The organism is Gammaproteobacteria bacterium, from assembly GCA_016765075.1.
Taxonomy (GTDB): domain Bacteria; phylum Pseudomonadota; class Gammaproteobacteria.
The window spans coordinates 16,714-43,311 of the sequence record JAESQP010000144.1; the positions used below are offsets into that span (position 1 = coordinate 16,714).

Annotated in this window: 27 protein-coding genes; 9 read left to right on the forward strand and 18 right to left on the reverse strand. The window is 46.8% G+C overall.

Annotation, left to right across the window (positions count from 1 at the left end):
• Positions 1 to 62 precede the first annotated feature (62 nt).
• Together folB and folK are read left to right on the forward strand one after the other, a co-directional pair.
• Complete coding sequence (gene folB, locus JKY90_08830) at positions 63 to 419, forward strand: dihydroneopterin aldolase (protein MBL4852360.1); 357 nt, start codon at positions 63 to 65, stop codon at positions 417 to 419.
• Complete coding sequence (gene folK / locus JKY90_08835; GenBank protein MBL4852361.1) at positions 419 to 913, forward strand: 2-amino-4-hydroxy-6-hydroxymethyldihydropteridine diphosphokinase; 495 nt, start codon at positions 419 to 421, stop codon at positions 911 to 913. Before folB ends, folK begins: the two co-directional genes overlap by 1 nt.
• A gap of 16 nt (positions 914 to 929) precedes the next feature.
• On the opposite strand, the gene JKY90_08840 is transcribed toward folK, so the two are convergent.
• Positions 930 to 1,661 (reverse strand): pteridine reductase, encoded by a 732-nt coding sequence (locus tag JKY90_08840; GenBank protein MBL4852362.1) that lies wholly within the window; start codon positions 1,659 to 1,661, stop codon positions 930 to 932.
• Positions 1,662 to 1,766: 105 nt separating this feature from the next.
• Here JKY90_08840 and JKY90_08845 point away from each other — a divergent pair, with 105 nt between their 5' ends.
• The 4 genes from JKY90_08845 to JKY90_08860 all read left to right on the forward strand — a co-directional run bounded on the left by JKY90_08845 (position 1,767) and on the right by JKY90_08860 (position 7,409).
• Complete coding sequence (locus JKY90_08845) at positions 1,767 to 2,990, forward strand: SAM-dependent methyltransferase (GenBank protein ID MBL4852363.1); 1,224 nt, start codon at positions 1,767 to 1,769, stop codon at positions 2,988 to 2,990.
• Between the two features lie 142 nt (positions 2,991 to 3,132).
• Entirely contained in the window at positions 3,133 to 3,636 is a 504-nt protein-coding gene (locus JKY90_08850) for a histidine phosphatase family protein (protein MBL4852364.1), read from the forward strand.
• Between the two features lie 90 nt (positions 3,637 to 3,726).
• Entirely contained in the window at positions 3,727 to 5,880 is a 2,154-nt protein-coding gene (gene ppk1, locus JKY90_08855) for a polyphosphate kinase 1 (GenBank protein MBL4852365.1), read from the forward strand.
• A 14-nt stretch (positions 5,881 to 5,894) separates the two neighbouring features.
• Positions 5,895 to 7,409, forward strand: a complete 1,515-nt coding sequence (locus tag JKY90_08860) for a Ppx/GppA family phosphatase (protein MBL4852366.1) — start codon at positions 5,895 to 5,897, stop codon at positions 7,407 to 7,409.
• A gap of 40 nt (positions 7,410 to 7,449) precedes the next feature.
• On the opposite strand, the gene JKY90_08865 is transcribed toward JKY90_08860, so the two are convergent.
• The 13 genes from JKY90_08865 to JKY90_08925 form a co-directional block, all read right to left on the reverse strand.
• On the reverse strand, positions 7,450 to 7,614 hold the full coding sequence (locus JKY90_08865) for a hypothetical protein (protein ID MBL4852367.1): 165 nt from the start codon (positions 7,612 to 7,614) through the stop codon (positions 7,450 to 7,452).
• A gap of 112 nt (positions 7,615 to 7,726) precedes the next feature.
• A complete protein-coding gene (gene lipA / locus JKY90_08870) occupies positions 7,727 to 8,734 on the reverse strand; it encodes a lipoyl synthase (GenBank protein ID MBL4852368.1) in 1,008 nt (335 codons plus the stop codon).
• On the reverse strand, positions 8,712 to 9,383 hold the full coding sequence (gene lipB / locus JKY90_08875; protein MBL4852369.1) for a lipoyl(octanoyl) transferase LipB: 672 nt from the start codon (positions 9,381 to 9,383) through the stop codon (positions 8,712 to 8,714). The genes lipA and lipB overlap by 23 nt, the downstream gene beginning before the upstream one ends.
• Before the next feature lie 9 nt (positions 9,384 to 9,392).
• The gene (locus JKY90_08880) at positions 9,393 to 9,665 is read right to left on the reverse strand and encodes a DUF493 domain-containing protein (GenBank protein ID MBL4852370.1); all 273 of its coding nucleotides are present in this window, start codon (positions 9,663 to 9,665) and stop codon (positions 9,393 to 9,395) included.
• Between the two features lie 4 nt (positions 9,666 to 9,669).
• Complete coding sequence (dat, locus tag JKY90_08885; protein MBL4852371.1) at positions 9,670 to 10,521, reverse strand: D-amino-acid transaminase; 852 nt, start codon at positions 10,519 to 10,521, stop codon at positions 9,670 to 9,672.
• 20 nt (positions 10,522 to 10,541) lie between these two features.
• Positions 10,542 to 11,690, reverse strand: coding sequence for a D-alanyl-D-alanine carboxypeptidase (locus JKY90_08890; GenBank protein MBL4852372.1), 1,149 nt, complete (start codon positions 11,688 to 11,690; stop codon positions 10,542 to 10,544).
• A 133-nt stretch (positions 11,691 to 11,823) separates the two neighbouring features.
• The gene (locus JKY90_08895) at positions 11,824 to 12,684 is read right to left on the reverse strand and encodes a septal ring lytic transglycosylase RlpA family protein (protein MBL4852373.1); all 861 of its coding nucleotides are present in this window, start codon (positions 12,682 to 12,684) and stop codon (positions 11,824 to 11,826) included.
• 14 nt (positions 12,685 to 12,698) lie between these two features.
• Positions 12,699 to 13,646, reverse strand: coding sequence for a lytic murein transglycosylase B (gene mltB, locus JKY90_08900; protein ID MBL4852374.1), 948 nt, complete (start codon positions 13,644 to 13,646; stop codon positions 12,699 to 12,701).
• Positions 13,647 to 13,701: 55 nt separating this feature from the next.
• Complete coding sequence (gene rodA / locus JKY90_08905; GenBank protein ID MBL4852375.1) at positions 13,702 to 14,835, reverse strand: rod shape-determining protein RodA; 1,134 nt, start codon at positions 14,833 to 14,835, stop codon at positions 13,702 to 13,704.
• The gene (gene mrdA, locus JKY90_08910; GenBank protein ID MBL4852376.1) at positions 14,825 to 16,687 is read right to left on the reverse strand and encodes a penicillin-binding protein 2; all 1,863 of its coding nucleotides are present in this window, start codon (positions 16,685 to 16,687) and stop codon (positions 14,825 to 14,827) included. Before mrdA ends, rodA begins: the two co-directional genes overlap by 11 nt.
• A gap of 164 nt (positions 16,688 to 16,851) precedes the next feature.
• Positions 16,852 to 17,331, reverse strand: coding sequence for a rod shape-determining protein MreD (gene mreD, locus JKY90_08915; GenBank protein ID MBL4852377.1), 480 nt, complete (start codon positions 17,329 to 17,331; stop codon positions 16,852 to 16,854).
• Positions 17,331 to 18,209, reverse strand: a complete 879-nt coding sequence (mreC, locus tag JKY90_08920; protein ID MBL4852378.1) for a rod shape-determining protein MreC — start codon at positions 18,207 to 18,209, stop codon at positions 17,331 to 17,333. Before mreC ends, mreD begins: the two co-directional genes overlap by 1 nt.
• A gap of 171 nt (positions 18,210 to 18,380) precedes the next feature.
• Positions 18,381 to 19,427, reverse strand: coding sequence for a rod shape-determining protein (locus JKY90_08925; GenBank protein ID MBL4852379.1), 1,047 nt, complete (start codon positions 19,425 to 19,427; stop codon positions 18,381 to 18,383).
• Between the two features lie 140 nt (positions 19,428 to 19,567).
• Here JKY90_08925 and gatC point away from each other — a divergent pair, with 140 nt between their 5' ends.
• Genes gatC through gatB form a run of 3 tightly spaced genes read left to right on the forward strand, consistent with a single transcriptional unit; the run spans position 19,568 to position 22,812 of the window.
• Positions 19,568 to 19,855, forward strand: coding sequence for an Asp-tRNA(Asn)/Glu-tRNA(Gln) amidotransferase subunit GatC (gene gatC / locus JKY90_08930; protein ID MBL4852380.1), 288 nt, complete (start codon positions 19,568 to 19,570; stop codon positions 19,853 to 19,855).
• Positions 19,856 to 19,909: 54 nt separating this feature from the next.
• Entirely contained in the window at positions 19,910 to 21,364 is a 1,455-nt protein-coding gene (gatA, locus tag JKY90_08935) for an Asp-tRNA(Asn)/Glu-tRNA(Gln) amidotransferase subunit GatA (GenBank protein ID MBL4852381.1), read from the forward strand.
• Positions 21,365 to 21,381: 17 nt separating this feature from the next.
• Positions 21,382 to 22,812: an Asp-tRNA(Asn)/Glu-tRNA(Gln) amidotransferase subunit GatB gene (gatB, locus tag JKY90_08940; protein ID MBL4852382.1), complete on the forward strand. Its 1,431-nt coding sequence runs from the start codon at positions 21,382 to 21,384 to the stop codon at positions 22,810 to 22,812.
• 150 nt (positions 22,813 to 22,962) lie between these two features.
• Here gatB and JKY90_08945 read toward each other — a convergent pair whose 3' ends face one another.
• From JKY90_08945 to JKY90_08960, 4 genes are read right to left on the reverse strand one after another with little or no spacing between them, the layout of a single operon-like run.
• Entirely contained in the window at positions 22,963 to 23,334 is a 372-nt protein-coding gene (locus JKY90_08945) for a hypothetical protein (protein MBL4852383.1), read from the reverse strand.
• A gap of 1 nt (position 23,335) precedes the next feature.
• The gene (gene prmC, locus JKY90_08950) at positions 23,336 to 24,178 is read right to left on the reverse strand and encodes a peptide chain release factor N(5)-glutamine methyltransferase (protein MBL4852384.1); all 843 of its coding nucleotides are present in this window, start codon (positions 24,176 to 24,178) and stop codon (positions 23,336 to 23,338) included.
• A 6-nt stretch (positions 24,179 to 24,184) separates the two neighbouring features.
• Positions 24,185 to 25,273 carry a peptide chain release factor 1 gene (prfA, locus tag JKY90_08955; GenBank protein ID MBL4852385.1) on the reverse strand — a complete coding sequence of 363 codons (1,089 nt, stop codon included), beginning with the start codon at positions 25,271 to 25,273 and terminating at the stop codon, positions 24,185 to 24,187.
• A gap of 18 nt (positions 25,274 to 25,291) precedes the next feature.
• A complete protein-coding gene (locus tag JKY90_08960; protein ID MBL4852386.1) occupies positions 25,292 to 26,572 on the reverse strand; it encodes a glutamyl-tRNA reductase in 1,281 nt (426 codons plus the stop codon).
• Positions 26,573 to 26,598: the final 26 nt, after the last annotated feature.

Here is a 26,598-nt window from a genome sequence, read left to right on the forward strand (position 1 = left end):
GGTTTCGGTATTGTGAAACCGCTATAGTGACACAAACCTTGTGAGAAGATTGGCCGAGATTAATGGATATTATTTACCTGAATGAGTTAAAAATCGAAACCGTTATCGGTATTTGGGATTGGGAGCGCAAGATCAAACAAGAGATTGTGATTGATCTAGAGATGGGCGCTGATATTGCACGTGCTGCTGAAACAGACCACATTGATGACACCCTAAACTACAAAGCCGTTGCTAAACGACTGATAGAGTATGTCGGTGACAGTAAATTCCAGCTAGTCGAAACGCTGGCTGAACGTGTTGCCGGGATCGTCCGTGATGAATTTGATGTGCCTTGGGTTAAGGTAACGATAAATAAACGTGGTGCTATTCGTGGTGCGCGAGATGTTGGCATTATTATAGAGCGTGGTGCCAGAGAGTAATGGCGCGCGTCTATTTAAGTATTGGTAGTAATATTCAGCGTGAAATGAATATTCGCGCCGGGCTCGATGCCTTATTTAAACATTTCGGTGAGCTTGATTGTTCACCTGTTTATGAAAGCGTTGCAGTGGGGTTTAAAGGGGATAGTTTTTATAATCTTGTTGTTGGTTTTGACACCGAGAAAAAGATAACAGTTGTCGCAAAAACCTTGCGCGATATAGAAGACCAGCAACAGCGTGTACGCGATGGAGTTAAATTCAGTTCAAGAACGCTAGATCTTGATCTCATTCTTTATGATGACCTGGTGTTGAATGAAGAACACTTACAGATTCCGCGCGACGAAATAGAAAAATACGCCTTTGTCTTGCAACCCCTCGCTGATATTGCGCCGACGAAACGCCACCCTGTACTAAAACGCTCTTATGCCGATATGTGGGCTGCGTTTGATCCCGATAAAGTCGCACAGTTTGTTGTCGATTTTGATTGGCGGCCATAAAAACTCGTCAACAAGCTTATAACGAACGACCGCCATCGATAGTGATAATTTGGCCGGTAATGTAATCGGCGTCGCGTGCTAAAAATAATACCGTTTTGGCGATATCAAGCGGGTCACCTAGGCGTTGCAATGCAATGTCATCCAGAGTCTTTTGTTTGCTTTTTTCATCAGGCTCAGTCGTCGGCCATAGAATTGCCCCGGGCGCAATACCATTGACGCGCACATCTGGCGCTAACTCTACGGCTAAAGAATGTGTCAGTATGGCCAGTCCCGCCTTGGCGGCGCAGTAAACGCTATGACCCTTTAAAGGCCTTTGTCCATGCACGTCAATGATATTAATAATGCAGCCTTGTTGTTTGGCTAATTCCTCAGCAGCGGCCTGAGCGATAAAAAAAGGTGCTTTCATATTGCTGCCGATGAGATCATTCCAGTCATCTTCGCAGGTGTTACCGATGGCAGTAGGATAAAAGCTTGAGGCATTATTGACGACGACATCTAGCCGTTGCCAGGGTTGTAATGCGGCTTGAATGAGGCGCTTGATGTCAGTGATTTTAAGCAAGTCGGCAGGAATGCCATGCGCTGATTTTGGCCGAATATTATTTAATTCCTTGGCGAGTTCAGAGGCGGCTTGCACTGAATGTCGATAATGAATTAACACGTTATAGCCCGCATCATGTAAATGTCGGCACAGGGTGGCGCCAATACGTTGCGCGCCACCTGTAACCAGCGCCACTTTATTTTCTTGCATAGGTTTTCTCTTAATAGACTTTTTAGTAGGTTTTTTGGTCCGTTTCTACCCAGTGTATGTCAAGTGTATTACCACGGAGTCTATTTTACCCACTACAATAGCAGCATGACAGCAGTTCCAGATAACACGAATGTAATCCCCGCCGATTGGCCTCAGCCAAACCCGGATGCCATAGCGCACAGTGCAGCCCTGGTTGATGTGATCAAAGCAGATATCAAGGCACAAGGCGGTATCATTGATTTCGCGCGCTATATGCAGAACGCCCTTTATGCACCCGGCTTAGGATATTATACCGCTGGCGCCAACAAGTTTGGCCCGGCAGGTGATTTTATTACTGCACCGGAGGTTTCGCCTTTATTCGGTCGTTGTGTCGCGCGGCAATGCCAACAAGCCTTGTTAGCTCTGCCAAAAACAGATGATGGCAGCATACTGGAGGTGGGTGCAGGTTCGGGTAAGTTGGCGCGTGATATTTTGTTAGAACTAACCTCACTGGATTGTTTGCCTTCGCGTTATTTTATTTTAGAAAGTAGCGCCGATCTACGCCAGCGTCAGCAAGCTTTATTGCAAGATAGCGTGGCAGATTATTTTCACCGTATTGAGTGGCTTGACGCCTTACCAACAACGCCATTTTCAGGAGTTGTACTGGCTAACGAATTTTTAGATGCACTGCCAGCAAACAGATTAATAAAAAGTGATGATCAATTTCAAGAGCTGGGTGTCGTTGTCGAAAACGGCTGTTTGCAATACAAGAAACTAAAAGCAGAAACCATAGCGACGAGTATATTGCAGCAACGTCTCGAACCCTTGTCCATCGAATTTGATACCGGTTATATCGCTGAACTTTGTCTGGAAATGGATGGCTGGATAGCAAGCCTTGCCGCATGTTTGCAGCAAGCACTGGTATTATTCATTGACTATGGTAGTGCACGCCATGAGTACTATCATCCACAGCGTGTACAAGGCAGCTTGCGTTGCCATTATCGTCATAGAGCGCATGATGCCCCTTTTGTTTATCCTGGCTTACAGGATATTACCGCGCATGTTGATTTTACTGCGGTGGCAGAAGCCGCAATAGATAATCAACTGGACGTGCTGGGTTATACCAACCAAGCTTATTTTCTTATGTCGTGCGGCCTCACTGAAAATGTTGATATGGAGTCAGCGACGGATGTCGAGCGTGTGGAGATAGCGCAACAAATTCGCCGTTTAACCTTGCCAGGTGAAATGGGTGAGACCTTTAAGGTAATGGCGCTGGGACGTGACTTGCCTGATGATTTGTTGGTTGGTTTGCTGGGTTTTTCTATGCGTGATCTACGTGGAAATTTATAGCGGCGATGAGTTGATGATCTAGAGGCTATTGTCTCGTTGTCATGCTCCAGTGTGGCAACGCATGGGTGAGCCAAGTGTATAGTTCAATATGGGTTCCTACGGAGGATCGTGGGAACCAGAAACCTATACCAGGTATTGCAATGTGAAGAGCCTAACAATTGTGCGTCATGCTAAGGCAGGGTGGGGCAAACAAACACAGGATGATTTCCAGCGGTCGTTGAATGAGCGAGGGTTTCGCGACAGCGCTGATATGGCGCAGCGATTATTAGTACAAGGCTTGGCTCCACAGAAAATAGTGACCAGCCCTGCGCTGCGTGCGATCACCACAGCGCGACGATTTGCGGATACCTTTGGGCTAGAGCCCGCATTACTTACGACAGACCATAGTATCTATGAGGCAAGCAGTGATAATTTGCATGATGTTGTGTGGGGCTTAAGCGATGACTATAACGACATAATGTTAGTTGGGCATAACCCGGGCTTGTCGGATTTGGTGCGCTCTTTGGCCTCGCAAATGATTGACGAGTTAGCGACCTGTGAAGTGGTGATATTACAGTTTGACTGTGAGGCATGGCATAAAATTGATGCGCATTCAGGTCGTCTTTCTTTTAACGATGCACCACGTAAACACAATAATATTGGTTGATGATTAATTGCATTGAAAACGTAACCTAACAGCATGATAAACTTTTAGTAGTAAGATTATATTCCATCAATGAATTAGAGGCTCCCTAGAGTGAAAGGTAATACGCAAAGTAGCGCGAAAAACCCCACTGTAAAATATTTTGTCGAAAAGGAAGTGAGTTGGCTTTATTTCAATGAAAGAGTTTTGCAGGAAACGCGTGATCGCAGTGTGCCTATTATTGAACGTATACGGTTGCTTGGTATTGTATCGAACAACTTAGATGAATTTTTCCGCGTTCGTGTTGCCGATGTGCGTCGCCGTATCTTGCTGGAAGATGCGCAACACATGACGCAATCCATCGCTGCCAAGCTGTTAAGAAAATTACAGCGGCAAATTGTTAAGTTGCAAGAAGATTACAATCAAATTTATAGAGAGTTGTTTGCCGAACTTAAAAAGCATCATATTTATTTTTTAACAGAGCAAGATTTAAGCGACGGTCAGCGTCGTTATTTACGCACCTACTTTAGAGAATCGATTTTGCCTGTGTTGGCACCTGTTATGTTGGGCGAGGGTAGTCAGTTACCCACCTTGTCAGAGCAATTGATGTACCTTGCGTTGAAAATTGATTACCTTGATAAGGGCCCGCGTAACAAACCCTATGCGGTGCTTGAAGTGCCGACGGATAAATTGCCGCGCTTTATTCAAATTCCCAGTCAACGATCAAAGCGTATCAAGCGCTTGATTATGCTTGATGATGTATTGCGCATTGGCATTGAAGAAATTTTTACAGGATTAATTGATTTTCAATCGATCAGTGTCTACACCATTAAGTTGACGCGCGATGCTGAGTTGACGATTGGTGATGGTATTACGCAAAGTTTTCTCGATAAAATGTCTTATAGCCTGAAGGGGCGGCATGCAGCGCAGCCAACACGATTAATGTATGAGCGTGGCATGCCTAAATCGATGATTGATTTTTTTGTCAAGCAACTCAACCTTTCTGAATATGACAGTGTCACACCGGGCGAGAGGTATCATAATTTTAAAGATTTTATGAGCTTCCCTAACCTTGGGTCACGATATTTAGAGTATAAACCACTTTCACCCATAGCGTGTTCTGCCATCGATGCTGAGATAACTACGTTTGATGCAATTAAAAAATCAGATGTATTTTTGTACTATCCTTACCAAAGCTTTTCTTATTTCACCAATTTTTTACGTGAAGCAGCGATTGATTCACGGGTAACGGAAATCCGTATTTCTATTTACCGCGTAGCGACTGAATCCCGTGTTATGAATTCACTGATCAATGCGGCACAAAATGGTAAGGCGGTGCATGTGATTGTTGAGTTGCAAGCACGTTTTGATGAAAAGGCGAATATTCAATGGGCGCAGCAGCTGACCGAATCAGGGGTAAAAGTTTCTTTTGGTATTCAGGGTCTGAAATTTCATTCAAAGATTTGTTTGATTAAACGCATTGAAGGTGGTATTGAGACTAGCTATGCAGTGGTTGGTACAGGGAACTTTCATGAAAAAACGGCACGCGTTTATACCGATTTTGCTATATTCACCACCAAGCCTGAAATCACAGCTGAAGTGGCAAAAGTATTCGAATTTTCAGCCAACAGCTATCGTCGTTTTGATTTCAAACATTTGTTAGTGTCGCCCATTAATTTTCGTCAACAGTTGCGCAGTAAAATAGATGTTGAAATGGCTAATGCCCAAGCTGGTAAGCAGGCATGGATATTTATTAAAGTGAATAACCTTTCTGATCCCGAATTAATTGATAAGCTTTATGCAGCGAGCCGCGTCGGCGTTAAGATAAAAATTATTGCCCGCTCTATTTGTTCGCTAGTACCAAAAGTCAAAGGTGTTAGCGACAATATCGAGGCGATTAGTATTGTTGGGCGGTTTCTCGAGCATTCACGCGTTTATGTTTTTGCTAATGATGATGACCCAAGTGTGTATATTAGTTCAGGCGATATGATGTCACGAAATATCGACCATCGTGTCGAGGTGAGTCTGCCTGTTTACGATAAAGAAATTAAGCGTCGAATTATTGATATTTTGCGTTTGCAATCTAATGACAATTGTCGTGCGCGCATTCTTGATGTGGCGCATAGTAATGCCTACGTTGCCAGAGGGAACCGCCGCAAAGTTGATTCGCAAATAGCTATTCATGCGTATCTCTTGGCCGCGGAATCAGGGCGTGGACAGCAAGCGATAAAATCGTTGCTAGATAAGCGCCGCACATCACTGATATAAGGCTTGAATAAAATATGAGTAGTGGTCGCGTCGCTGCATTAGACTTGGGTTCTAATAGTTTTCATTTGCTTATAGCAAGAATTGATAGCGATAAAATCCGTTATCTTGATCGCCACAAAGAAGTGGTGAGGCTGGCGGAAGGGCTTGACGATAAAAATCGTTTAAGAGACGAAGTCGCAGATCGTGCGTTTGCTGCATTACACCGCTTTGCAGAAATTATTGACGGTATTGAGGCAGATTCAGTGCGCGTAGCGGGCACCAATACTCTACGCACTATGCGCAATGGTGATAAATTTCTGGAAAAAGCCGAATCAATTTTAGGCGTGCCGATCAATATTATTAGTGGTATTGAAGAAGCACGTCTTATTTATCTTGGTGTTACACAAGATTTGGCGCCGAGCGATGAACGTCGTCTGGTTGTTGATATTGGCGGTGGTTCCACCGAGTTAATCGTTGGCAAGGGGCTCGCGCCAAAGCGGTTAGAAAGTGTGTATATGGGTTGCGTTGTTTACAGTGGCCGTTTCTTTAAAAACAAAAAAATTAGCCAGGAAAGTTATGATAAGGCCTTGCGTGCAGCACGACGAGAATTACGCGCCCATGCTGACAAATTTTCAGCAGAAAATTGGGGTGAAGCCGTAGGCTCTTCGGGAACCATTCGTACGGTTGGCGAAATAGTTAATCACAATTGGCCCGATGAGCATGATATTACGCTGCGTGGCTTAGAGAAACTAGCCAAGAGACTGGTTAAGTCTGGTCATGCTGACGCCATTGATTTGGCCGGTTTAAAAGAAGATAGGCGTCCTGTAATTGCGGGCGGCGTGGCCATCTTGCATGCAGTTTTCCTTGAGCTGGGTATAGAGCGCATGCAGGTTTCCAGCTACGCGATGAAGGAAGGGATTATTCATGATTTGGCTGGTCGTGTTCGTCATTCCGATGCGCGTGATATTACGGCTGCTAATATGATGGCTAATTATCACGTTGATAGCGCTCAAGCTAAGCAGGTTGAACATCATGCTTTGGCCTTGCTGAAATTGGTTAAAGTCGAGCTAGGGGTGAGAGTAAAGCTGGCCAAGCAACTACTCGCATGGGCAGCCAAATTACACGAGATTGGTTTGACCATTTCACATAGTGGTTTTCAAAAGCACGGTGCTTATATTATTTTAAATGCTGACATGTTGGGCTTCTCTAAGCTTGAGCAAAAGCAAATTAGTTTTCTGGTGCTCAATCAGCGGCGGCGTTTACGTGCAGTGGCAGAAAGTTATCACTTTACTGCTGATTGGGTATTGGTACTTGTCTTTCGTTTAGCCTGTTTGTTTTGTCGTTCACGCCAAAATAGTGATCTGCCAGAGATTCAGTTTAAAACAAGTAAAAAGAAATTTACTCTGAAAATTGATGATGAATGGTTGGCACAACACCCATTAACCCGAGAAGACCTTGAGGCTGAAAGTCATTATTGGCTGAGCCAGGATATACAGTTCAAACTGTCGTTACTTTCTGATAGTGGTGAATCTGGCCAGCAGAAAAAGTAGACGTTTTCTGCTGAGAAGTGAGGGCAGGGGGTGTTAACAATCATTTTAATAGTCCTGCCAGTGCGCATTTTTTATCCAGCAAGGCGGAGCGAGCGCAGTGTGGTTGGCCCACATAAGCGAACGACAACGCTGCTGGGTGAAAAATGCGCACTGGCCCTTCGGGTTGCATCTGAAAAAGCGCCATACTGCGTTGTTCATCGCTCATTTGGAACCACCAAACCTCTCTTCTCTCGCCTTGTACCCCAAGGGCACTTCTTGCGGGGCGTCTGGCGCTTTTTCAGATGCAACAGGATTATTAAAATGATTGTTAACACCCCCTAGGCGATGGCTTCCCCTGCCGCTTGTTGATCAGCATGGTAAGACGAACGGACTAATGGACCGCTGGCAACATTACTAAAGCCAAGTTTTTCGCCAATTTTTCTTAGCTCCTCAAACTCGTCAGGGTGAACAAAGCGCTCAACAGCTAAATGATGTTTGCTCGGCTGTAAGTACTGGCCTAATGTCAGCATGTCGCAATCATGGGCGCGAAGGTCGCGCATCACTTCAACAACTTCTTCAATGCTTTCGCCAAGACCGAGCATAAGCCCAGACTTGGTTGCAATATTTGGATACAGTGCTTTGAAGCGTTTAATGAGATTCAGTGACCAGGCATAATCAGAGCCGGGCCGTACGGCTTTATACAGACGTGGAATGGTTTCTAAATTATGGTTAAAAACATCGGGTAGTGACTGCTTGAGAATGTCTAAGGCTCGGTCCATGCGGCCACGAAAATCGGGCACCAATACTTCAATTTTAGTCTTTGGTGATTGTTGACGAATGGCATCGATACATTGCACAAAGTGTCCAGCGCCACCATCGCGTAAATCATCACGGTCAACCGATGTTACGACGACATAATTCAATGTCATGGCTTTAATAGTGCGCGCAAGATTGTCGGGTTCATCAGGGTCTAGGGAATTAGGTCGGCCATGACCGACATCGCAAAACGGACAGCGACGGGTGCAGATATCACCCATAATCATAAAGGTCGCTGTACCCTGACTAAAACATTCGCCTAAATTTGGGCACGATGCTTCTTCACACACAGTATGCAAACGGTTTTCACGCAGAATAGATTTAAGCCGAATAACCTCTGGCAGGTTGGGTGCACGGGCACGAATCCAGCTCGGCTTACGCACCATAGTCGTTGTTGGCACGACCTTGATAGGGATGCGCGCGACCTTGTCAGCACCTCTTAGTAGAACACCTTTTTTCTTGTCTAGTAGTTTGCTGTCTTGGCGTCTATTGTCAGCGCGCTTATTTTCAGTGGTTGTGTGGCTGGGCATAGTCATTCAATGTCGTAGGATTGCTATCGATTAGCCTCTCAGTGTAACCGAAAACCTGTTGAATTTGGTTGCAAAGGGCATCACTAGCACTGCCCAGAGAGTGCTCGGTGGTAAAGTTGCTGAGCTGGGTGACAGCAAGACCGGCATAACCGCAGGGGTTAATACGTGAAAAGGGCGATAGATCCATATCGATATTGAGGCTGAAGCCATGATAAGCACAATGTCGACGAATACGCAGGCCAAGTGCTGCAATCTTTTGCTTATTGACATAAATGCCGGGCGCGTCAGCACGACGCACACCCTCAATTGCATTATTGGCGAGAAAATTAATTAAGGCCTGTTCGATAGCACCAACAAATTGTTTAACACCTAGATCAAGGCGCTTTAAATCAAACAGGGTGTAGCCAATAAGTTGGCCAGGGCCGTGGTAGGTTACCTGGCCGCCACGATCACTGCGCAGTAACGGGATGTCGCCAGCGTTTAAGACATGTTCTTTTTTGCCCGCACGACCCAAGGTGAAGACAGCTTGGTGTTCAGTTAACCAAAGTTCATCGCAGGTGTTGTCGTTACGCTCGGCAGTAAAGACCTGCATTGCCTTGAGCATGTCACTATAGTCGCTGACGCCAAAATGGCGACAAATCAGTTTCATTCGATGTTCCTAAAGTGTCATCATGACATCACTGTGTTTATTAAAAGCCAGGTAGAGATCATCAAGCTGTTGCCGATTCTGTGCCTTTATGGTGACAGTGATTGAGACAAAGCGCGTCTCTTTACTATGACGTTCAGTGATAGCTATTTGGTGTTCAGTGAGGACATATTGCTTAACGATATGCTCGATGGATTCACGCAGTGAGCAGACATTTTTACCCATCACCTTAAGCGGGAATTCACACGGGAATTGTAGGCCGAGTTTTTCATCGCTGTTGGTCATGCTGTTAGCTGTTGCTACTCAGTGTTTTTTTAAATTGATTGAACAGGTCTTGCATGTGTTGGCACAGGGGACCGGTTTGACCATTGCTGACTAATTTCCCATTGAGCTCGATGACTGGTGCGACTTCTTTCGTTGCACTGGTCAGCCAAATTTCATCAGCGTTTAATAGTTCTTGTTGGCTGATGTTTGTTTCAGCTATATCCAAGTGATTTTTTTCTGCAATTTCAATGACGATCTCACGAGTTATTCCTGGTAAGATGTGATTGCTTTTTTTGGGGGTGATAATTTTATTATGTTTTACAATAAAAACATTGCTGGCAGCACCTTCAGTCAGCGTGTCGTTACGCAGTAAAATTGCCTCATGGCAGCCCACGTCGACTGCCTGTTGACGTAATAATAAATTTCCCAGTAAGGCGGTTGATTTGATATGGCACCATTGCCAACGAATATCTTCCAAGGTTATTGCTTTTACCGGCGACTGTTGTGAAGGCGGCAATGGTTTGCTCATGGCAAATACGGTTGCTGCACAGGTTGCTGGAAAGGCATGGTCACGGTCAGCCACGCCACGTGTAACTTGCAAGTAAAGCGATTGATCTTCTGATTGATTTTTTTTGATCAGCTGATTCAGCAGTGTGCACCACTGTTTATGAGAACAGGGATTAGCTAAACGTATCGCTTTTAAGCTGTTGCCGAGTCGTTGTAGATGAGCGTCAAGACGAAAGGCCTGGCCACCGTAGACAGGGATCACTTCATAAATGCCATCGCCAAAGACAAAACCACGATCCAACGGTGAAATGCTTACTTCTGACAGCGGTAAAAATTTGCCATTGATGTAGGCGGTCGATGTGGCATCCATCATAGATTTATAGAGTGGCTTTATTCAAAAAATAATAAGACAGTATCCTTGAGTCGTTGGATTAAGCCACCTTCGGTGTGGTCATCCAATGCAATCAAGGGTTGCTCGGCGAGGGTCTTATCACCAAAGGTAATAATGGCAGTGCCAAGTGTCACGCCTTTGCCAATGGGTGCAACGATTTGTTCTTGCACCTGAATAGTGGTTGACAGTGCATCATCTTGGCCACGCGGAATAGTGACATAGATATCTTCGCTGACACCTATATTAATTTCACTGCGATTACCTTTCCACAGCCTACTCGTAGACAACGTTTCATTGGCAGTATAGAGAAGTCGTGTTTCATAGAAACGATAGCCATAATTCAGCAGTTTTTGACTTTCTCGTGTACGGGCATTAGGACTCTTGGCACCCAATACGACGGAGATAAGTCGCATGTCATCACGCAACGCCGAGGTCACTAAGCAATAGCCCGCTGAATTGGTATAACCTGTTTTGACGCCATCGACGGTATCATCGCGCCACAATAATTTATTGCGATTAGGCTGGGTGATATCGTTATAGGTGAACTCTTTTTGTGAATACCAAGCATAATAAGTAGGGAAATTGGCGATCAGTGCGCGTGTCAAAATCGCCAGATCGGTAGCCGTGGTGTAGTGTTCTTTGCTGGGTAAGCCGGAAGCATTTTTAAAATTGGAGCCGGTCATGCCGAGCAACTTTGCTTCGTGATTCATCAGGTTGGCAAAGGCGTCTTCGGTGCCGGCAATATGCTCGGCCAAGGCAACAGTGGCATCGTTGCCTGATTGAACGATCATACCTTGAAGCAGGTTTTCTACGCTGACCCTGGAGTTGACTTCGACGAACATACGCGAGCCGCCAGTGCGCCAAGCGGTTTCACTGATAAGTACTTCATCAGCGAGTGCGAGATTGTCTCTTTCCAGTTCGGCGAAGACAATATAGGCCGTCATCAGTTTTGTCAGACTGGCAGGCTCGAGTCTTTCAGTAGCGTTGCTGCTGGTGAGGATCTTACCGGTATGAAAGTCTTGCAAAATATAGCCGCTAGCAGCCACTGTAGGGGGTGCTGGAACAGGTCTTGGTGCCGCCTGGGTGGTTAGCGATATAGCGAGTAACAACGCGCTAGAGAGCAGCCCAACAAGATAAATACGATACATTTCAGGGAAGGAAGAATTAAAAAACGTTTTTGTTAGCATGACTGTGTTGTGTGATCGTTGTGTTTATTGTCTATTCTAACGTGTCCTGGCGGGCACGTCTGGCTTGATTAATTAGGGCGACCTTAAGGCGTTGTTAACGCGCTGATTCGAGGACGACACGACTATTAGGGAAACCGATACGATGCAGGCGGGCATGTACTCGTTCGGCATCTTCATTGCTGGCAATCGGACCGATTCGTACGCGGTAGAGTTTCTCAGCATCATTGTAATGGGTGTTGATACGCCAACGTGGGCCAAGGCGTGCGTAGAGGTCTTTTTGTAAGTTTTCAGCGTTGCTGCTATGGCTAAAGGCGCCTATCTGGATGAACAGCCGTTCGGTGGCAGTGGCGGATATTTTTTGTTTGGTAGTTTTTAATGGTTTGGTGGTTGCGCGCAGCTTGCCGGGGTCAAGAGCACGAACCTCAACGCGACCCGTGCCCGAGCCAATGATATTGAGTTTTCTCGCGGCGGTGTGCGATAAATCAATAATTCGTCCTGACACAAAAGGGCCGCGGTCATCGACCTTAACGATAATTTTGCGACCATTGTCGAGGTTGGTTACTTCGACGTAGGTGGGTAGTGGCAAGGTTTTGTGTGCTGCAGTCATAGCAAACATATCGTAAGGTTCGCCGCTAGAAGTGCGCCTACCGTGAAACTTGGTGCCATACCAAGAGGCAATGCCGCGTTGGACAAAACCTTTACTGCTGCTTAGGGTGTGATAGCGTTTACCAAAGACGACATAGGATTTAGGATTGCCATATTTGCTGCGCGGCTCGCGTTTGGGCACGGCATTAGGGATTGCAGCAATATCAATATTACGATGGGGGGCGCCATCGCTGCTTGTTGGTTGCTTTGTTGGGCTAGAGGTTTTTTTCGGTGCGCTACTGCATGCAACAAGAACGCAAGTGGCCAGTAATAGGGCAATAAACGAACAGTATTTAAATAATGAAAACATACAGTGTTTGGTGCCTATGACGCGTCGCGTGCCTTTTTGATTTCGAGGCTAAGTTGATGGACTGCCATGGCATACAGTGCGCTGTGATTATAGCGTGTAATCACATAAAAGTTTTTCAGTGCAAGCCAAATTTCTTTATTTGAAACTTGTTCAAACTCAAGCAATGATGCAATCATGGTTTTGTCTGCGTTGGAGTCAAACTCTACACCATATTTTGCAAACTCAGCCAGTGGCGTATGGGGTTTTAAGCCGCGTTCGACAAGCTCTTGATAACGGTTGCCACTTGCCGTGGCTGGAATGACAATATCTTTGCCAGCCTGCCAACCGTGTTTTTTAAAGTAATTGGCAACACTACCAATAGCATCGACAGGGTTATTCCATAAATCACGAATGCCATCGTCATCAAAGTCAATAGCATAGCTGCGGTAACTGCTTGAAATAAATTGTGGAATGCCCATGGCGCCAGCATAAGAGCCTTTAATGCTAAATGGGTCAATGTTTTCGTCGCGTACTAATAATAAATAGTGTTTTAGCTCGCTTTTAAAGAAGCGGCTGCGCTTGGGGTAGTCAAAGCCTAGTGTGGCTAGTGAGTCCATGACGCGGTAACGGCCTTTATATTCACCATAGCGAGTTTCAACACCGATGATGGCGGTAATGATATGGGCAGGCACACCATATTCTTTTTCGGCACGATTTAATGTTGTTTCGTGTTTGTTCCAGAAAGTGACGCCTTTCCCGATGCGACTGGGTTTGATAAATATTTTTCGATATTCATGCCATTTCAGTTTCTTTTCTGCAGGGCGTGATATGGCTTCGATAATTTTGGGTTGTAATTTTGTTTTAGCAAACCATTGTTGCAATTGTTTTTTGTCAAATTGATGCTCGTCTACCATGTCATCAATAAATTGTTTGACGTCATCGCGTTGATTGAAATCATCGGCTTGCGCTGTGCTTAGGCACATAAATAGGCTTACTATTAATACAGATAGTTTTTTTATCACTTGAGTTCTCACCAAATTAGTTACGAATCATTTTACGATGGGTGTGAATTGACATCAACACACCAAATGCGGCCATGATGGTGACCATTGAAGTGCCACCATAGCTCATCAAAGGCAACGGCAGCCCAACAACGGGCAATAGACCGGAAACCATGCCGATATTAACAAAGACATAGACAAAAAAGGTTAAGGTCAGGCTACCTGCTAAGAGCCGCGTATAAGTATCCTGCGCCTGCGTGGCAATGACAAGCCCGCGAATGACAATGAATAAATACAAGGCGAGTAGCAGTAGAGCGCCAACAAGCCCAAGTTCCTCAGCAAAGGCAGCAAAAATAAAGTCGGTTGAACGTTCAGGTAAAAATTCTAGGTGTGATTGTGTGCCTTGTAAAAACCCTTTGCCATAGAAGCCACCTGAGCCGATAGCAATCTTTGATTGAATAATATGATAGCCAGAATTTAGCGGGTCACTCTCTGGATTAAGAAAAGTCAGTACCCGTGTCTTTTGGTAGTCATGCATATAAAGCCAGGCTAAGGGTAAACACGAGGCGAAGACGGCGCCAAGAAAAAACATTAAGCGCCAGGAAATGCCGGCAAGAAAAATGACGAATATTCCACAAGAGGCGATCAATATTGAGGTGCCAAGGTCGGGTTGTTTAGCGATTAACACGACTGGGATGGCGATGAGAAAGGCGCTGACGGCGAGATGTTTGAGCGACGGCGGCAGCTTACGCTCGGCTAGATACCAGGCAAGAAGCATCGGCAGTGCCAGCTTCATGATCTCAGCGGGTTGAAAACGAAACAAGCCAAAATCCAGCCAGCGCTGGGCACCCTTGCCGACATCTCCGACGATGGCGACAGCGATGAGTAAAATAATGCCTAAGCCTGCTAACCAGGGTGACCAGCGCTTGAGTTTGTCGGGGGGGATTTGTGCAATCATTAGCATGGCAGCAAAAGCCAGGCCAATACGGACTATCTGGCGGTAGACGATATCGAGGTCTTGATTGCCTGCGCTGTAGAGAACGGCGAGTCCAGTGATTGATAGAGCAAACAAGGCAAGCACAAGGGGCACATCGAGGTGCATGTGGCGTACAAACCATGATTCATTGCGTTGTTCGCCCCAACGACGAAAGGCGTCTTCTTTAAGTTCCATAGTCAGTCAATGTGGTTAGATAATAGTGCAACACCTGGTAGGCGATAGGTGCCGCTGTAGAACTACCGCTGCCGCCATTTTCGACGATAACCGCGATAGCGATTTGCGGATCATCAATGGGGGCAAAGCCGATAAACAAGGCGTGGTCTTGTAGGCGCTCGGCAATCTCTTCTTTAACATAGATCTCGTCTTGTTTAATACCAAATACCTGGGCAGTACCGGTTTTTCCAGCTATCTTAAAAGGTGAATGTTGGCCAATTTTACGTGCTGTGCCCTGCGGCCCATGGACCACGGCTTGCATCGCTTCGACTACATTTTTCCAATGTTTATCATTTTTTAGCTGTATCTGCTCTGAACTAGTTTCAAGCAGGTTGATGGTGGTGGCTTCTTCACCGTTTTCGCTAACGGCGCGAACCACGCGTGGGCTGATCAGTGCGCCACGATTGGCGATGGCCGCTGTGGCACGGGCAAGCTGTAAGGGAGTGACGGTCATAAAACCCTGACCAATGCCGGTGATCAGTGTTTCACCTGGAAACCAGGGTAGACCACGTGCATCTCGTTTCCATTGCCGTGAAGGCATGATGCCGCTGAGTTCGTTACTGATGTCGACGTTGGTTATGCTGCCAAAACCAAATTTGCTCATATACTCGTGCATATGGTCAATACCAAGACGAAAGGCGATGTCATAAAAAAATACATCACAGGACTCGGCAATGGCTTTTTCTACATTGGTGTGGCCATGGCCCCAACGTTTCCAGTCACGATAGCGGTGGTTGTCGCCTTCCAGTGAGTACCAACCAGGGCAAAATACGCTGCTGTCAGCATTGATTTTTTTATACTCCAGCGCGGCCAGAGCAATAATGGGTTTGATGGTAGATCCGGGTGGGTAGGTGCCGCGCAATATGCGGTTGAATAAGGGGTGGTCGGCGGAAGTATTTAACGCGTTATAGCTTGCGTGATCAATGCCTTGCACAAAGAGGTTGGGGTCATAACTGGGTTTGCTGACCATTGACAGCAGATTGCCCGTCGCTGGTTCAATGGCGACGATGGCGCCACGCTGATCGCCTAGGACGGCTTCGGCGATACGCTGCAGCTCGATATCAATGGTGAGGTGGAGGTTTTTGCCAGGCTTGGGTGGCGTACTATCGAGCACATCGATAATACGCCCTTGAGCATTGGTTTCAACGCGTTGATAACCAATTTGGCCGTGTAACAGTGGTTCATAAAATTTCTCAATGCCAATTTTACCAATGTAGTCGGTTGCGCTGTAATTGCTTTGGTCGATTCTCTTGAGTTCTTTCTCATTGATCTGACTGACATAGCCGAGGGTGTGCACGGCAAGGGCTCCGTAGGGATAGCTACGCAGTAAGCGCGCATTGATTTCAACACCAGGAAAGCGATGGCGGTTAACGGCAAAGCGTGCTACTTCTGCCTCGCTCAGATGGGAGCGCAGAGCGATGGAATCGTGACGGCGTTTGCGTTGTAGTTGATCGTAAAAGCGTTGAATATTGCGTTGGGAAATATCAACATAACGCCCTAGTTCATTGATGGTGGCATCGAGATCGACCACACGTTCAGGAATTAATTCGAGCGTAAAGGAAGGCAGGTTCTCGGCCAGCACGCGACCGCGGCGATCAAATATCAGACCACGAGTCGGCGCCAGTGGTACAACGGTGACGCGGTTATCATCTGCTTGCGTGGTGAAGTGGTGATGGTTAACCACTTGCAGGTAGAACAGTCGCGCAATAATTGTCGACACCATCAAAATCACAATAATTAAGGCGACAATGGTGCGGCGACGAAATTGCTCGTTTTCTCTTAGGTCATCAGTCAGTGAGGTGGTGCGTGGCATGACTTGTTATGGAGCCTCTTGATTAAGTCATGAACGAAGATCTTGAGCCCAAAGCATCCAACTTCTTCGTTGTGAATCTTCGCACCTCGAATTTGAATATTTTGGCTTTCAATCTATTTCGTACAGACTTAATCAAGAGGTTCCTTGGGTCACGGATAAGGGGGCTATTGTACGTGGAAGTTGCGGCGTATAAAGCGTAACAGCAAAAACACGACGGGCCACAAAAGTAAGCCTGTTATTGAGGGAATCCAATAATGTATCGCTGACACCGGCTCATCGATCATACCTTTTACCCATAAGGTTACCAGTTGTCCTGCAATCAAAATCAAGAAAACAGTGAGGGCTTGCTGCCATATCGGGAAGTTACGCATGCGACGGTGTAGCGTGATCGCAAGAAAGGCAATAACGCTATAGGTTGCGGTATATTGACCGAGTAGACCGCCTCTAATGACATCGAGGCATAGGCCAACAGTAAAGCCGCTAAAAATTCCAACACGGTGAGGTAGCGCGATGCACCAGTAAATGAGCGTGAGTGCTAGCCAGTCAGGGCGCAGCCAAGCTAGCCAAGAGGGCAGAGGTGCAATCATCAGCGCGAGCGCGGCGGCAAAGCTAAGAATAATGGTGAGGCTGCCTCTTTGCCGCATCATTGTTCGTTACCGTTGTCGTGTAGCTCTGTATCGTTTGCCTCTGTTTTGGTGGCTGTTGCGGTGGCGGGTTTAATTATTGTTGTATCGGTATCGAGCACAGTTTGTTTTTGTCTGACCAGTAACACTTCCCGTACATGTTTGATGTCAGCATTGGGTTGTGCGCTCACTTTGGCAAATGGCTGGCTTGGGTCGATCTCAAAATTAGTAATCGTGCCTACTGGGTAACCAACAGGAAAGCGTCCCCCCAGCCCAGAGGTGACCAGCACATCACCAATCTTAATATCGGCATTATTGGGGATATGCTCAAGTTTTAATTGATCGCCAGTGGCAACACCGACGGCAATAGCGCGTGCGCCTGTGCGTAACGATTGCACGGGTAGGGCGTGACTTGGGTCGGTAATGAGCATGGCAGTACTGCTAAATGCACCAATACTAATCACTTGCCCCAAAACGCCATTGGCATCGAGTAAAGGTTGCTCTAAAAAAACGCCTTCGATATCGCCTTTGTTGATGATAATGCGACGGGTAAACGGTTCAAGATCAATGGACAAGATTTCTGCGATCAGCACATCTTCGTTAACCTTGCTCGATGAGTCGAGCAGCTCACGCAGACGGTTATTTTCTGCCAATAAGGCATCGTACTTTTGCAAGCGTATTTGCAGTAGTAGGTTTTGCGCGCGCATGCTGGTATTTTCTATTTGTAATTGCTGACGCGAAGAAAAGGTTTCTTGCAGCCAATTACCACCGCTACGTGGTAGGTCTACCAGGGCTTGAATGGGGTAGAGCACAGCGGATAAGGTAGTACGCAGACCAGTGAGATAGCCTTTTTGGTAATCTGTCACCATCAGCGCAATCGCCATTGTCAGCGCGATCATTAGGCGTAAACTGGTAGACGGGCCACGTGTGAAAAGTGGGTTAATGTGTCGCCTCTTGTTAGTTTATGGTCAGGTAACGCACCTTCAAAATGCGACGACCCGCTAGCCCGTATTTCTTACCAAAGATTAAATGAGGCTTCGCCATCTTGGTAAGAAATACGGGCTTGTGCTTTATTCGACGCAGAAAACGTCGCGGCCACGCGCGTCAAAGAGTTCCAGGGCTTTGCCACCACCACGAGCGACACAGGTTAAAGGATCGTCAGCAATAATAACGGGCAGGCCAGTCTCTTCCATCAATAATCGGTCAAGGTCACGCAATAACGCACCGCCGCCAGTGAGCACCATGCCGCGTTCAGCAATGTCGGCACCAAGCTCTGGTGGCGTTTGTTCCAAGGCAGTTTTGACGGCACTGGTGATGCCACTTAAAGGTTCTTGTAGCGCCTCAAGTACTTCATTGCTGTTGAGAGTAAAGCTGCGTGGTATGCCTTCAGCGAGATTACGACCTTTGACTTCCATCTCAAGCACTTCATTGCCAGGGAAGGCGGTGCCAATTTTATGTTTGATTTTTTCAGCGGTAGCCTCACCAATCAGTGTGCCATAGTTGCGACGTACGTAGTTAATAATGGCCTCGTCAAGTCGATCACCGCCGATACGCACTGACTCGGAATAGACGACACCGTTTAACGAGATGATGGCAACTTCGGTCGTGCCACCGCCGACATCTAGCACCATTGAGCCGCTGGCCTCACTAACAGGCAGGCTAGAGCCGATAGCCGCTGCCATTGGCTCTTCAATTAGGTAGACTTCACGTGCGCCAGCACCCGCTGCCGATTCGCGAATGGCACGGCGTTCAACTTGGGTTGATCCGCAAGGAACACAAATCAATACGCGCGGGCTAGGGCGCAAATAGCGGCTTTCGTGTACTTTATGAATAAAGTACTGGAGCATTTTTTCGGTGACCGTAAAGTCGGCGATGACGCCATCTTTGAGTGGGCGAATGGTGACAATATTGCCAGGTGTTCGACCAATCATTGCTTTGGCTTCAGCACCCACAGCCTCAATGCTCTTGGGGCCACCAGGCCCGCGATCGTGGCGAATTGCAACGACCGAGGGTTCATCCAGCACAATCCCTTTGTCACGGACGTAAATCAGAGTATTTGCTGTGCCAAGATCAATGGATAGATCGTTGGAAAACAGTCCGCGTAGTCGTCGGAACATATTAGAAGGGTCTCCGCCTCACACAAACCCCTAATGTAACAACGTTATAGGGCTTTGGGCAAGGTAATAACTGTGGTACCTTGCCCGCTGATTGCTCACAGTTTAAACGATTTAGCGGAAATAGCCTGGAAGTAACAGTAATGTCGATTGAAGATTCAGATATAAAAAAGATTGCCCATTTGGCACGGCTAGGCATCGCTGAAGACGATATACCCGCTTACGCCAAAGAGCTTTCCAATATTATGCACTTGGTAGAACAGATGAATGCGGTCGATACCGATAATATTGAGCCGATGGCGCATCCACTGCATGCAGTGCAGCGTTTACGTGATGACACAGTGACAGAATCTGATTTGCGTGAAGCGGCGCAAGCGATAGCGCCAGAAACTGAAGCGGGCCTTTATCTTGTTCCAAAAGTGATTGAATAATCGCCGCACATTGTTCTAATGTTCGTTTTCATCAAGTTTACGTAGGAAGTTTCAATGCACAATAAAAGTCTCGCTGAACTCGCTAAAGGTTTACAGACTCGCGAGTTTTCCAGCGCAGAACTCACCGCTAGTTTGTTGGACAGGCTACAAGAAAAAGATGCTGAGCTTAATGCCTTTGTTACCATTACGCGTGACCAAGCCATAGCGCAGGCACGCGTCGCCGATGAAAAAATTGCTAAGGGCGATGCTGGCCCACTGACGGGTATCCCCATCGCACAAAAAGATATTTTTTGCACCAAAGGCGTTAAAACTACTTGCGGTTCAAAAATGCTCGATAATTTTATCTCACCTTATGATGCACATGTGGTGGAAAACTGTAATGCCGCTGGTTTAGTCATGTTGGGAAAAACCAATATGGACGAATTCGCTATGGGTTCATCAAATGAGACCAGCTATTACGGTACCGTTAAAAACCCATGGGATCTCGAGTGTGTACCCGGCGGCTCATCCGGCGGATCGGCCGCAGCAGTAGCGGCGCGGTTAGTCCCTGCGGCGACCGGAACCGATACCGGCGGCTCAATTCGCCAACCAGCATCGCTATGTGGAATAACCGGAATCAAACCGACCTATGGCCGCGTGTCACGCTATGGCATGATTGCTTTTGCATCGAGCCTTGACCAGGGCGGCGTGTTTACTCGAAATGCTGAAGACGCTGCCTTAATGCTGGCCGTGATGGCGGGTTTTGATCGCCGTGACTCGACCAGCCTTGACCGGCCAGTACCCGATTACAGTGCCACGTTAAATGATACGTTGGCAGGCCTGAAGATTGGCTTACCTAAAGAATATTTCAGCGACGGCTTAGAAGCAGGCACGGCTGAAGTGGTGCAGGCAGCCATTAAGGAATATGAAAAACTCGGTGCTGAAATTATCGAAGTCAGCTTGCCGAATAGTGCTTTAGCGATACCGACCTACTATGTAATTGCTCCAGCCGAATGTTCATCAAACCTGTCGCGTTTTGACGGCGTACGTTATGGCTATCGTAGTGACAACATCACCGACCTTGAATCGCTCTATGTTAATTCACGCAGCGAAGGTTTTGGCGCGGAAGTGAAGCGTCGCATTATGATTGGCACCTACGCACTGTCGGCCGGTTATTACGACGCCTATTATATTAAAGCGCAAAAAATACGACGTTTAATCAGTGATGATTTTGAGCAAGCCTTCAAACAGGTTGATGTCATTATGGGGCCGACAGCGCCAAGCCCGGCTTTTAAAATTAGTGAAAAGACTGACGACCCGGTATCGATGTATTTATCTGATCTTTACACCGGCGCAGTCAATTTAGCGGGACTGCCTGGCATGTCGATTCCTGCTGGTTTTGATAAAGGTTTGCCTGTGGGTTTGCAATTGATCGGCAATTATTTTGATGAGGCGCGTTTATTAAACGTCGCCCACCAGTTTCAGCAAGCGACAGACTTTCATAAACAAGTCCCGTCGGCCTACGTATAGTATTTGAGGTTAGAGATATGGAATGGGAAGTCGTCATCGGGCTGGAAACACACGCCCAGCTTTCTACAAAAAGTAAAATTTTTTCTGGTGCAGCAACGGCCTATGGTGCAGCGCCTAACAGTCAAGCTTGTTTAGTGGATTTGGGCTTTCCTGGTCAATTGCCTGTGCTTAATAAAGAAACTGTGCGCATGGCCATAAAATTTGGCTTGGCCATTGATGCTGAAATCGGCAAACGTTCTGTTTTTGCACGGACAAATTATTTTTATCCCGACTTGCCAAAAGGCTATCAAATCAGTCAGTTTGAATTGCCAATTGTCGGTAAAGGTGAAATTGATGTCGTGCTCGACGACGGCACCACCACAACCGTGGGCATCACCCGTGCGCATCTGGAAGAAGACGCCGGCAAATCCATGCACGAGGGTTTTGCTGCACATAGCGGTATCGATTTGAATCGTGCTGGCACACCGTTGCTCGAAATTGTCACCGAGCCAGATATGCGTTCGGCTAAAGAAGCTATTGCCTACGCTAAAAAACTGCGTGGCTTATTGATTTACCTTGAGATCTGCGATGGCAATATGCAAGAAGGTTCCTTCCGTTGCGATGCCAATGTGTCATTGCGGCCAAAAGGCCAGCAAGAATTTGGCACTCGTGCCGAGATTAAAAACCTCAACTCATTCCGCTTTATGGAAAAAGCCATTAACTATGAAATTGAACGTCAGATGGACGTATTGGAAAATGGCGATAAAGTCGTACAGGAAACACGTTTGTATGATTCAGACAAAAATGAAACTCGCTCGATGCGCTCAAAAGAAGAAGCCAACGATTATCGATATTTCCCCGACCCCGATTTATTGCCCGTAGAAATTGAAGACAGCTTTATCGAAGGCGTGCGTAAGACCTTGCCCGAGTTGCCGGATGTAAAACGTGCGCGTTTTGTTAGTGATTACGGATTGTCAGATTATGACGCCACTATTATTACCGATAGCCGTCCCTTGGCAGATTACTTTGAGGCCGTGGTTAAGGTTTGCCAACAAGCTAAACTTTCCGCTAACTGGGTGATGGGTGAATTGTCTGCCTCCTTGAACAAGGAAGCTAAAGATATTAGCGACAGCCCAGTCAATGCCGAAATGCTCGGCGGTATGCTCAACCGTATACAAGACAATACTATCTCCGGCAAGATCGCCAAGACTGTATTCGAAGCCATGTGGGCAAGTGAAGGTAATGCCGATGCCATTATCAAAGCCAAAGGCCTTAAGCAGGTGACTGACACGGGCGCTATTGAAAAAATTATTGATGAAGTATTGGCAAGTAACGCTGGCCAGGTTGCAGCTTATAAGGGTGGTAAGGAGCAGTTGTTCGGTTTCTTTGTCGGCCAGGCAATGAAGGCCAGTAAGGGTAAAGCCAACCCGGCGATAGTTAATGAGCTGTTAAAGAAAAAACTTGGCTAAGGAGCTGAAGTGGCATCCTAAACCTGATCACCCTTATGAACGAAAACAGGACGTAGTTTGTAGCCTGGATGGCGCGCAGCAAAATCCGGGGCGGTGGTTATACGTAATTAGTTCCCGGATTCCGTTGCACTTCATCCAGGCTACGCTAGCTTAGCTAATAAGTAATTGAATTTCGTGCGCTTTAGATTTCCCATGAAGGCCAGTAAGTTGCAACACGCCTTTGATATCCTGCGAGATAGACAGTTGCAGTAAATTTTCTTCATCGAGAACCTTGCTAAGTAGTTCATATTGTTTGCTATTACCTGAGCGATAGACCGCAAATATTTGTTCTTTATTGCGCTGAATTTTTTTTAGAATTTTCCCAATGTCATCGCTGCTAACGCTTTCATTGACAGGGTAGTATCCGATGATTTTATTATCTTTCTCTGTAATTAAGCCCAGCGCAGAATTTTTACCGGCAAGTTGTGCTTGATGTAATAAGGCATTAACCATAGGCCGTGGTAGGGTGATAGTGTCAATCATTTTAGCCTATCCATTGCGCGCTGATTGCGCGGGGTTGTTGTGCATAGTCGTTATGTCCATTGACTTGGTTATAGCCAAGTATTTTTAATTTATCAATAAGTTTGTCTTGTTGTGCAAAGCCATGTTCGAGCAGTAAATAAGCCTTTGTTTTTAGATGGTGTGTTGCCTGTTCGGCGATATGAAATAAATCGGCATAACCATTGTTTTCTGCGCTTAAGGCAGTTGCTGGTTCAAAGCGTACGTCGCCTTGTTGTAGGTGCTTGTCGTTTGCTGCGATATAAGGTGGATTGCTAACGATCAAATCATATTTCTGTTGTTGTAGATTTTCAAACCAATTACTGTGCAGAAATTTAACGTTGTTGATATTGTGTTTCTGCGCGTTGTGTTGGGCGATAGCTAACGCATTGTTGGATGTGTCGCAGGCATCGATATGGCTGTTGCTGCGCTCAACGGCAAGGGCCAGTGCGATGGCGCCGCTACCGGTGCCAAGGTCGGCAATACGACAGGCCTGCTTTTTATCAATATATTGCAGTGCTAATTCGACCAATAACTCGGTTTCGGGTCGTGGAATGAGAGTGTGTTGGTTAACGACGAGTTCAAGCGACCAGAACTCGCGTTTGCCAACGATGTATGCAAGTGGTTCGCCTCGTTCACGACGTTGTATGAATTGCTCGCAGCTGTCTAAGGTCTTGGTATTTAGTGTGTCATCATTGCGCGTGAAAAGTTGTGTGCGTGACAAGCCAAATGAATGGCAAAGCAATAATTCGGCATCGAGGCGAGGGCTATCCGAAACTGTTTGTAGACGTTGTGTCGTGTTGTCTAATACGTGAGCAATGGTTGCCATAATTTTTCAGGTTTCGTCAGATATAGCGGCGAGTTGATCGGCCTGGTGTTCTTTAATCAATTCATCAATGACTATATCGGCATTGCCTTGCATCATGTCTTCTAACTTGTATAGGGTCAGGTTGATACGATGATCGGTCACGCGACCTTGTGGGAAGTTATAGGTGCGTATGCGTCCCGAACGGTCGCCACTACCAACTAATTGACGCCGCGTATCGGCTTCGGTTTTGGCTTTTTTTTCTTCCTCAGCAGCAAGCAGACGCGCTTTTAAGACGGACATGGCGCGGGCGCGGTTTTTATGTTGTGAGCGCTCATCCTGACATTCGACGACCACGCCAGTGGGTAAATGCGTGAGGCGTACTGCAGAATCGGTTTTGTTGACGTGTTGCCCCCCTGCACCGGATGCGCGATAAGTATCGACTTTAAGGTCGGCAGGATTAATTTCGATCTCTTCGATTTCATCAGCCTCTGGCATAACCGCAACGGTGCAAGCTGAGGTATGAATGCGGCCTTGTGATTCGGTTTCAGGCACACGTTGCACACGATGGCCGCCGGACTCAAATTTTAATCGTGAATAAGCACCTTGTCCGACTAAGCGCATAATGACTTCTTTAAAACCGCCATGTTCACCAGCATTACTGCTAATAATTTCTGTTTGCCAGCCTTTGTTTTCTGCATAACGTGAATACATGCGAAATAAATCACCGGCAAAAATGGCTGCTTCGTCACCGCCTGTGCCAGCACGCACCTCAAGGAAGATGTTGCTGTTATCGTGGGGGTCGGTGGGCAGTAAGAGCAACTGTAATTCTTGTTCGAATTCTTCTCGACGTGTTTCGCCATCACTAAATTCGTCTTTGGCCATCTCACGAAGGTCAAGATCGCTGTCTTTCATCATCTCTTTGGCGCTTTCGATATCTTCAATCGTCTTTTGATGATTGTTAAAACACCGTACGATGGGGTCGAGCTTCGAATATTCCTGCGACAGACTGCGAAAACGGTTTTGATCGCTCATGATGTCTGGCTCGGAGAGCAGTGCGCTGATTTCTTCTAAGCGTTCGCTTATATTTTCGAGTTTGGCAATGATGCTGGTTTTCACTGAGAGTCCGTATTATTTTTAGGTGTCTTGGTCTTTAATGCCGAGTAATTCACGGGCAACGTCGATGACGTTATTGCGGCCTTCGTAGCTGGCTTTTTTCATTTGCGAGCTGGGTTGATGAATGAGTTTATTGGTGAGGTTATAAGCAAAGCGTTTTAATACCTCATTTGCATTCGCACCGCGTTCTATAAGCTGTAAGGCTTTTTGTAATTCATCATCGCGCAGTTGTTCAGCACTTTGTCGATAGGCACCAATGGTGAGGCCAGCATCGAGTGACTGTAGCCAGCCGTTAAAGTGTATGACTTGTACTTCGATGATTTCTTCGGCCTGTGCAGCAGCTTGTTGGCGTGAGCGTAGCCCTTCGTTAATGATGTCTTGTAGGTCGTCGACGCTGTAGAGATAAACATCATCCAGCTTGCTGACCTCGGGTTCGATATCGCGTGGCACTGCAAGATCAACCATTAGCATGGGTTTATGTTTGCGTTGTTTTAAGGCACGTTCAACAGCACCTTTGCCGAGTATGGGTAATTGACTGGCGGTTGATGAGATGACTATGTCGGCATACTGTAACTGGTCTGGCATTGCGGCCAATGCCACGGCTTTGCCGCCAAGCTCACTAGCAAGTTTTTGCGCGCGCTCAACGGTACGGTTAGCAATGATTAGTTTGCCCATACCCGCTTTGCGCAGGTGCCTGGCAGTTAGCTCAATGGTTTCACCTGCGCCAATGAGTAACGCCGTATGTTTTTCAAAATCACTAAAAATTTGTTTAGCCAGGCTGACCGCAGCAAAGGCAACAGAGACGGGACTCGCGCCAATGGCGGTATCGGTGCGTACTTGTTTGGCGACAGAAAAAACATGCTGATAAACACCGTTAAGCATACGCCCGACAGTGCCTGCTTGTTTGGCATTGCTGTAGGCATCTTTCACTTGGCCTAAAATTTGTGGTTCACCCAAGATCATGGAATCAAGTCCGCTGGCAACGCGCATCAGGTGGCGCACAGCATTTTGTTCGGGCAAGACGTAAATATAGGGTTCGACTTCTTCCCGAGTCAGGCCATGATAGTGACGAAACCAGTTGAGGATGTGCTCACTATCATTAGGTGCGGCCGAGCAAAGCAATTCGGTTCGATTGCAGGTCGACAGTATGCTGGCTTCACTGGCAGGCGTTTTGCCGATGAGTTCACGCAAAGCATCGAGCAATCGCTCGGGCGCGAATGCCACGCGCTCACGCACGGCAAGCGGTGCGGTCTTGTGGTTTATTCCGATGGCAATTATGGCGTCAAGGCGATTACCGGGCAGGTGGGTGCTAGGGAGCCTCTGACTAA

What these genes read in the sequence shown, in the direction of transcription:
- JKY90_08860 (MBL4852366.1), top strand. Translation starts at nt 5,895, where the DNA reads ATGAGTAGTGGTCGCGTCGCTGCATTAGACTTGGGTTCTAATAGTTTT.
- JKY90_08945 (MBL4852383.1), bottom strand. Translation starts at nt 23,334, where the DNA reads ATGATTGACACTATCACCCTACCACGGCCTATGGTTAATGCCTTATTA.
- lipA (MBL4852368.1), bottom strand. Translation starts at nt 8,734, where the DNA reads ATGCCCAGCCACACAACCACTGAAAATAAGCGCGCTGACAATAGACGC.
- dat (MBL4852371.1), bottom strand. Translation starts at nt 10,521, where the DNA reads ATGGATGCCACATCGACCGCCTACATCAATGGCAAATTTTTACCGCTG.
- JKY90_08880 (MBL4852370.1), bottom strand. Translation starts at nt 9,665, where the DNA reads ATGACCAACAGCGATGAAAAACTCGGCCTACAATTCCCGTGTGAATTC.
- JKY90_08890 (MBL4852372.1), bottom strand. Translation starts at nt 11,690, where the DNA reads ATGTATCGTATTTATCTTGTTGGGCTGCTCTCTAGCGCGTTGTTACTC.
- mreD (MBL4852377.1), bottom strand. Translation starts at nt 17,331, where the DNA reads ATGCGGCAAAGAGGCAGCCTCACCATTATTCTTAGCTTTGCCGCCGCG.
- JKY90_08925 (MBL4852379.1), bottom strand. Translation starts at nt 19,427, where the DNA reads ATGTTCCGACGACTACGCGGACTGTTTTCCAACGATCTATCCATTGAT.
- JKY90_08845 (MBL4852363.1), top strand. Translation starts at nt 1,767, where the DNA reads ATGACAGCAGTTCCAGATAACACGAATGTAATCCCCGCCGATTGGCCT.
- gatB (MBL4852382.1), top strand. Translation starts at nt 21,382, where the DNA reads ATGGAATGGGAAGTCGTCATCGGGCTGGAAACACACGCCCAGCTTTCT.
- gatA (MBL4852381.1), top strand. Translation starts at nt 19,910, where the DNA reads ATGCACAATAAAAGTCTCGCTGAACTCGCTAAAGGTTTACAGACTCGC.
- rodA (MBL4852375.1), bottom strand. Translation starts at nt 14,835, where the DNA reads ATGGAACTTAAAGAAGACGCCTTTCGTCGTTGGGGCGAACAACGCAAT.
- mltB (MBL4852374.1), bottom strand. Translation starts at nt 13,646, where the DNA reads ATGTGCCTAAGCACAGCGCAAGCCGATGATTTCAATCAACGCGATGAC.
- JKY90_08865 (MBL4852367.1), bottom strand. Translation starts at nt 7,614, where the DNA reads ATGAGCGATGAACAACGCAGTATGGCGCTTTTTCAGATGCAACCCGAA.
- JKY90_08840 (MBL4852362.1), bottom strand. Translation starts at nt 1,661, where the DNA reads ATGCAAGAAAATAAAGTGGCGCTGGTTACAGGTGGCGCGCAACGTATT.
- prmC (MBL4852384.1), bottom strand. Translation starts at nt 24,178, where the DNA reads ATGGCAACCATTGCTCACGTATTAGACAACACGACACAACGTCTACAA.
- mreC (MBL4852378.1), bottom strand. Translation starts at nt 18,209, where the DNA reads ATGATCGCGCTGACAATGGCGATTGCGCTGATGGTGACAGATTACCAA.
- folB (MBL4852360.1), top strand. Translation starts at nt 63, where the DNA reads ATGGATATTATTTACCTGAATGAGTTAAAAATCGAAACCGTTATCGGT.
- gatC (MBL4852380.1), top strand. Translation starts at nt 19,568, where the DNA reads ATGTCGATTGAAGATTCAGATATAAAAAAGATTGCCCATTTGGCACGG.
- mrdA (MBL4852376.1), bottom strand. Translation starts at nt 16,687, where the DNA reads ATGCCACGCACCACCTCACTGACTGATGACCTAAGAGAAAACGAGCAA.
- folK (MBL4852361.1), top strand. Translation starts at nt 419, where the DNA reads ATGGCGCGCGTCTATTTAAGTATTGGTAGTAATATTCAGCGTGAAATG.
- lipB (MBL4852369.1), bottom strand. Translation starts at nt 9,383, where the DNA reads ATGAAACTGATTTGTCGCCATTTTGGCGTCAGCGACTATAGTGACATG.
- JKY90_08895 (MBL4852373.1), bottom strand. Translation starts at nt 12,684, where the DNA reads ATGTTTTCATTATTTAAATACTGTTCGTTTATTGCCCTATTACTGGCC.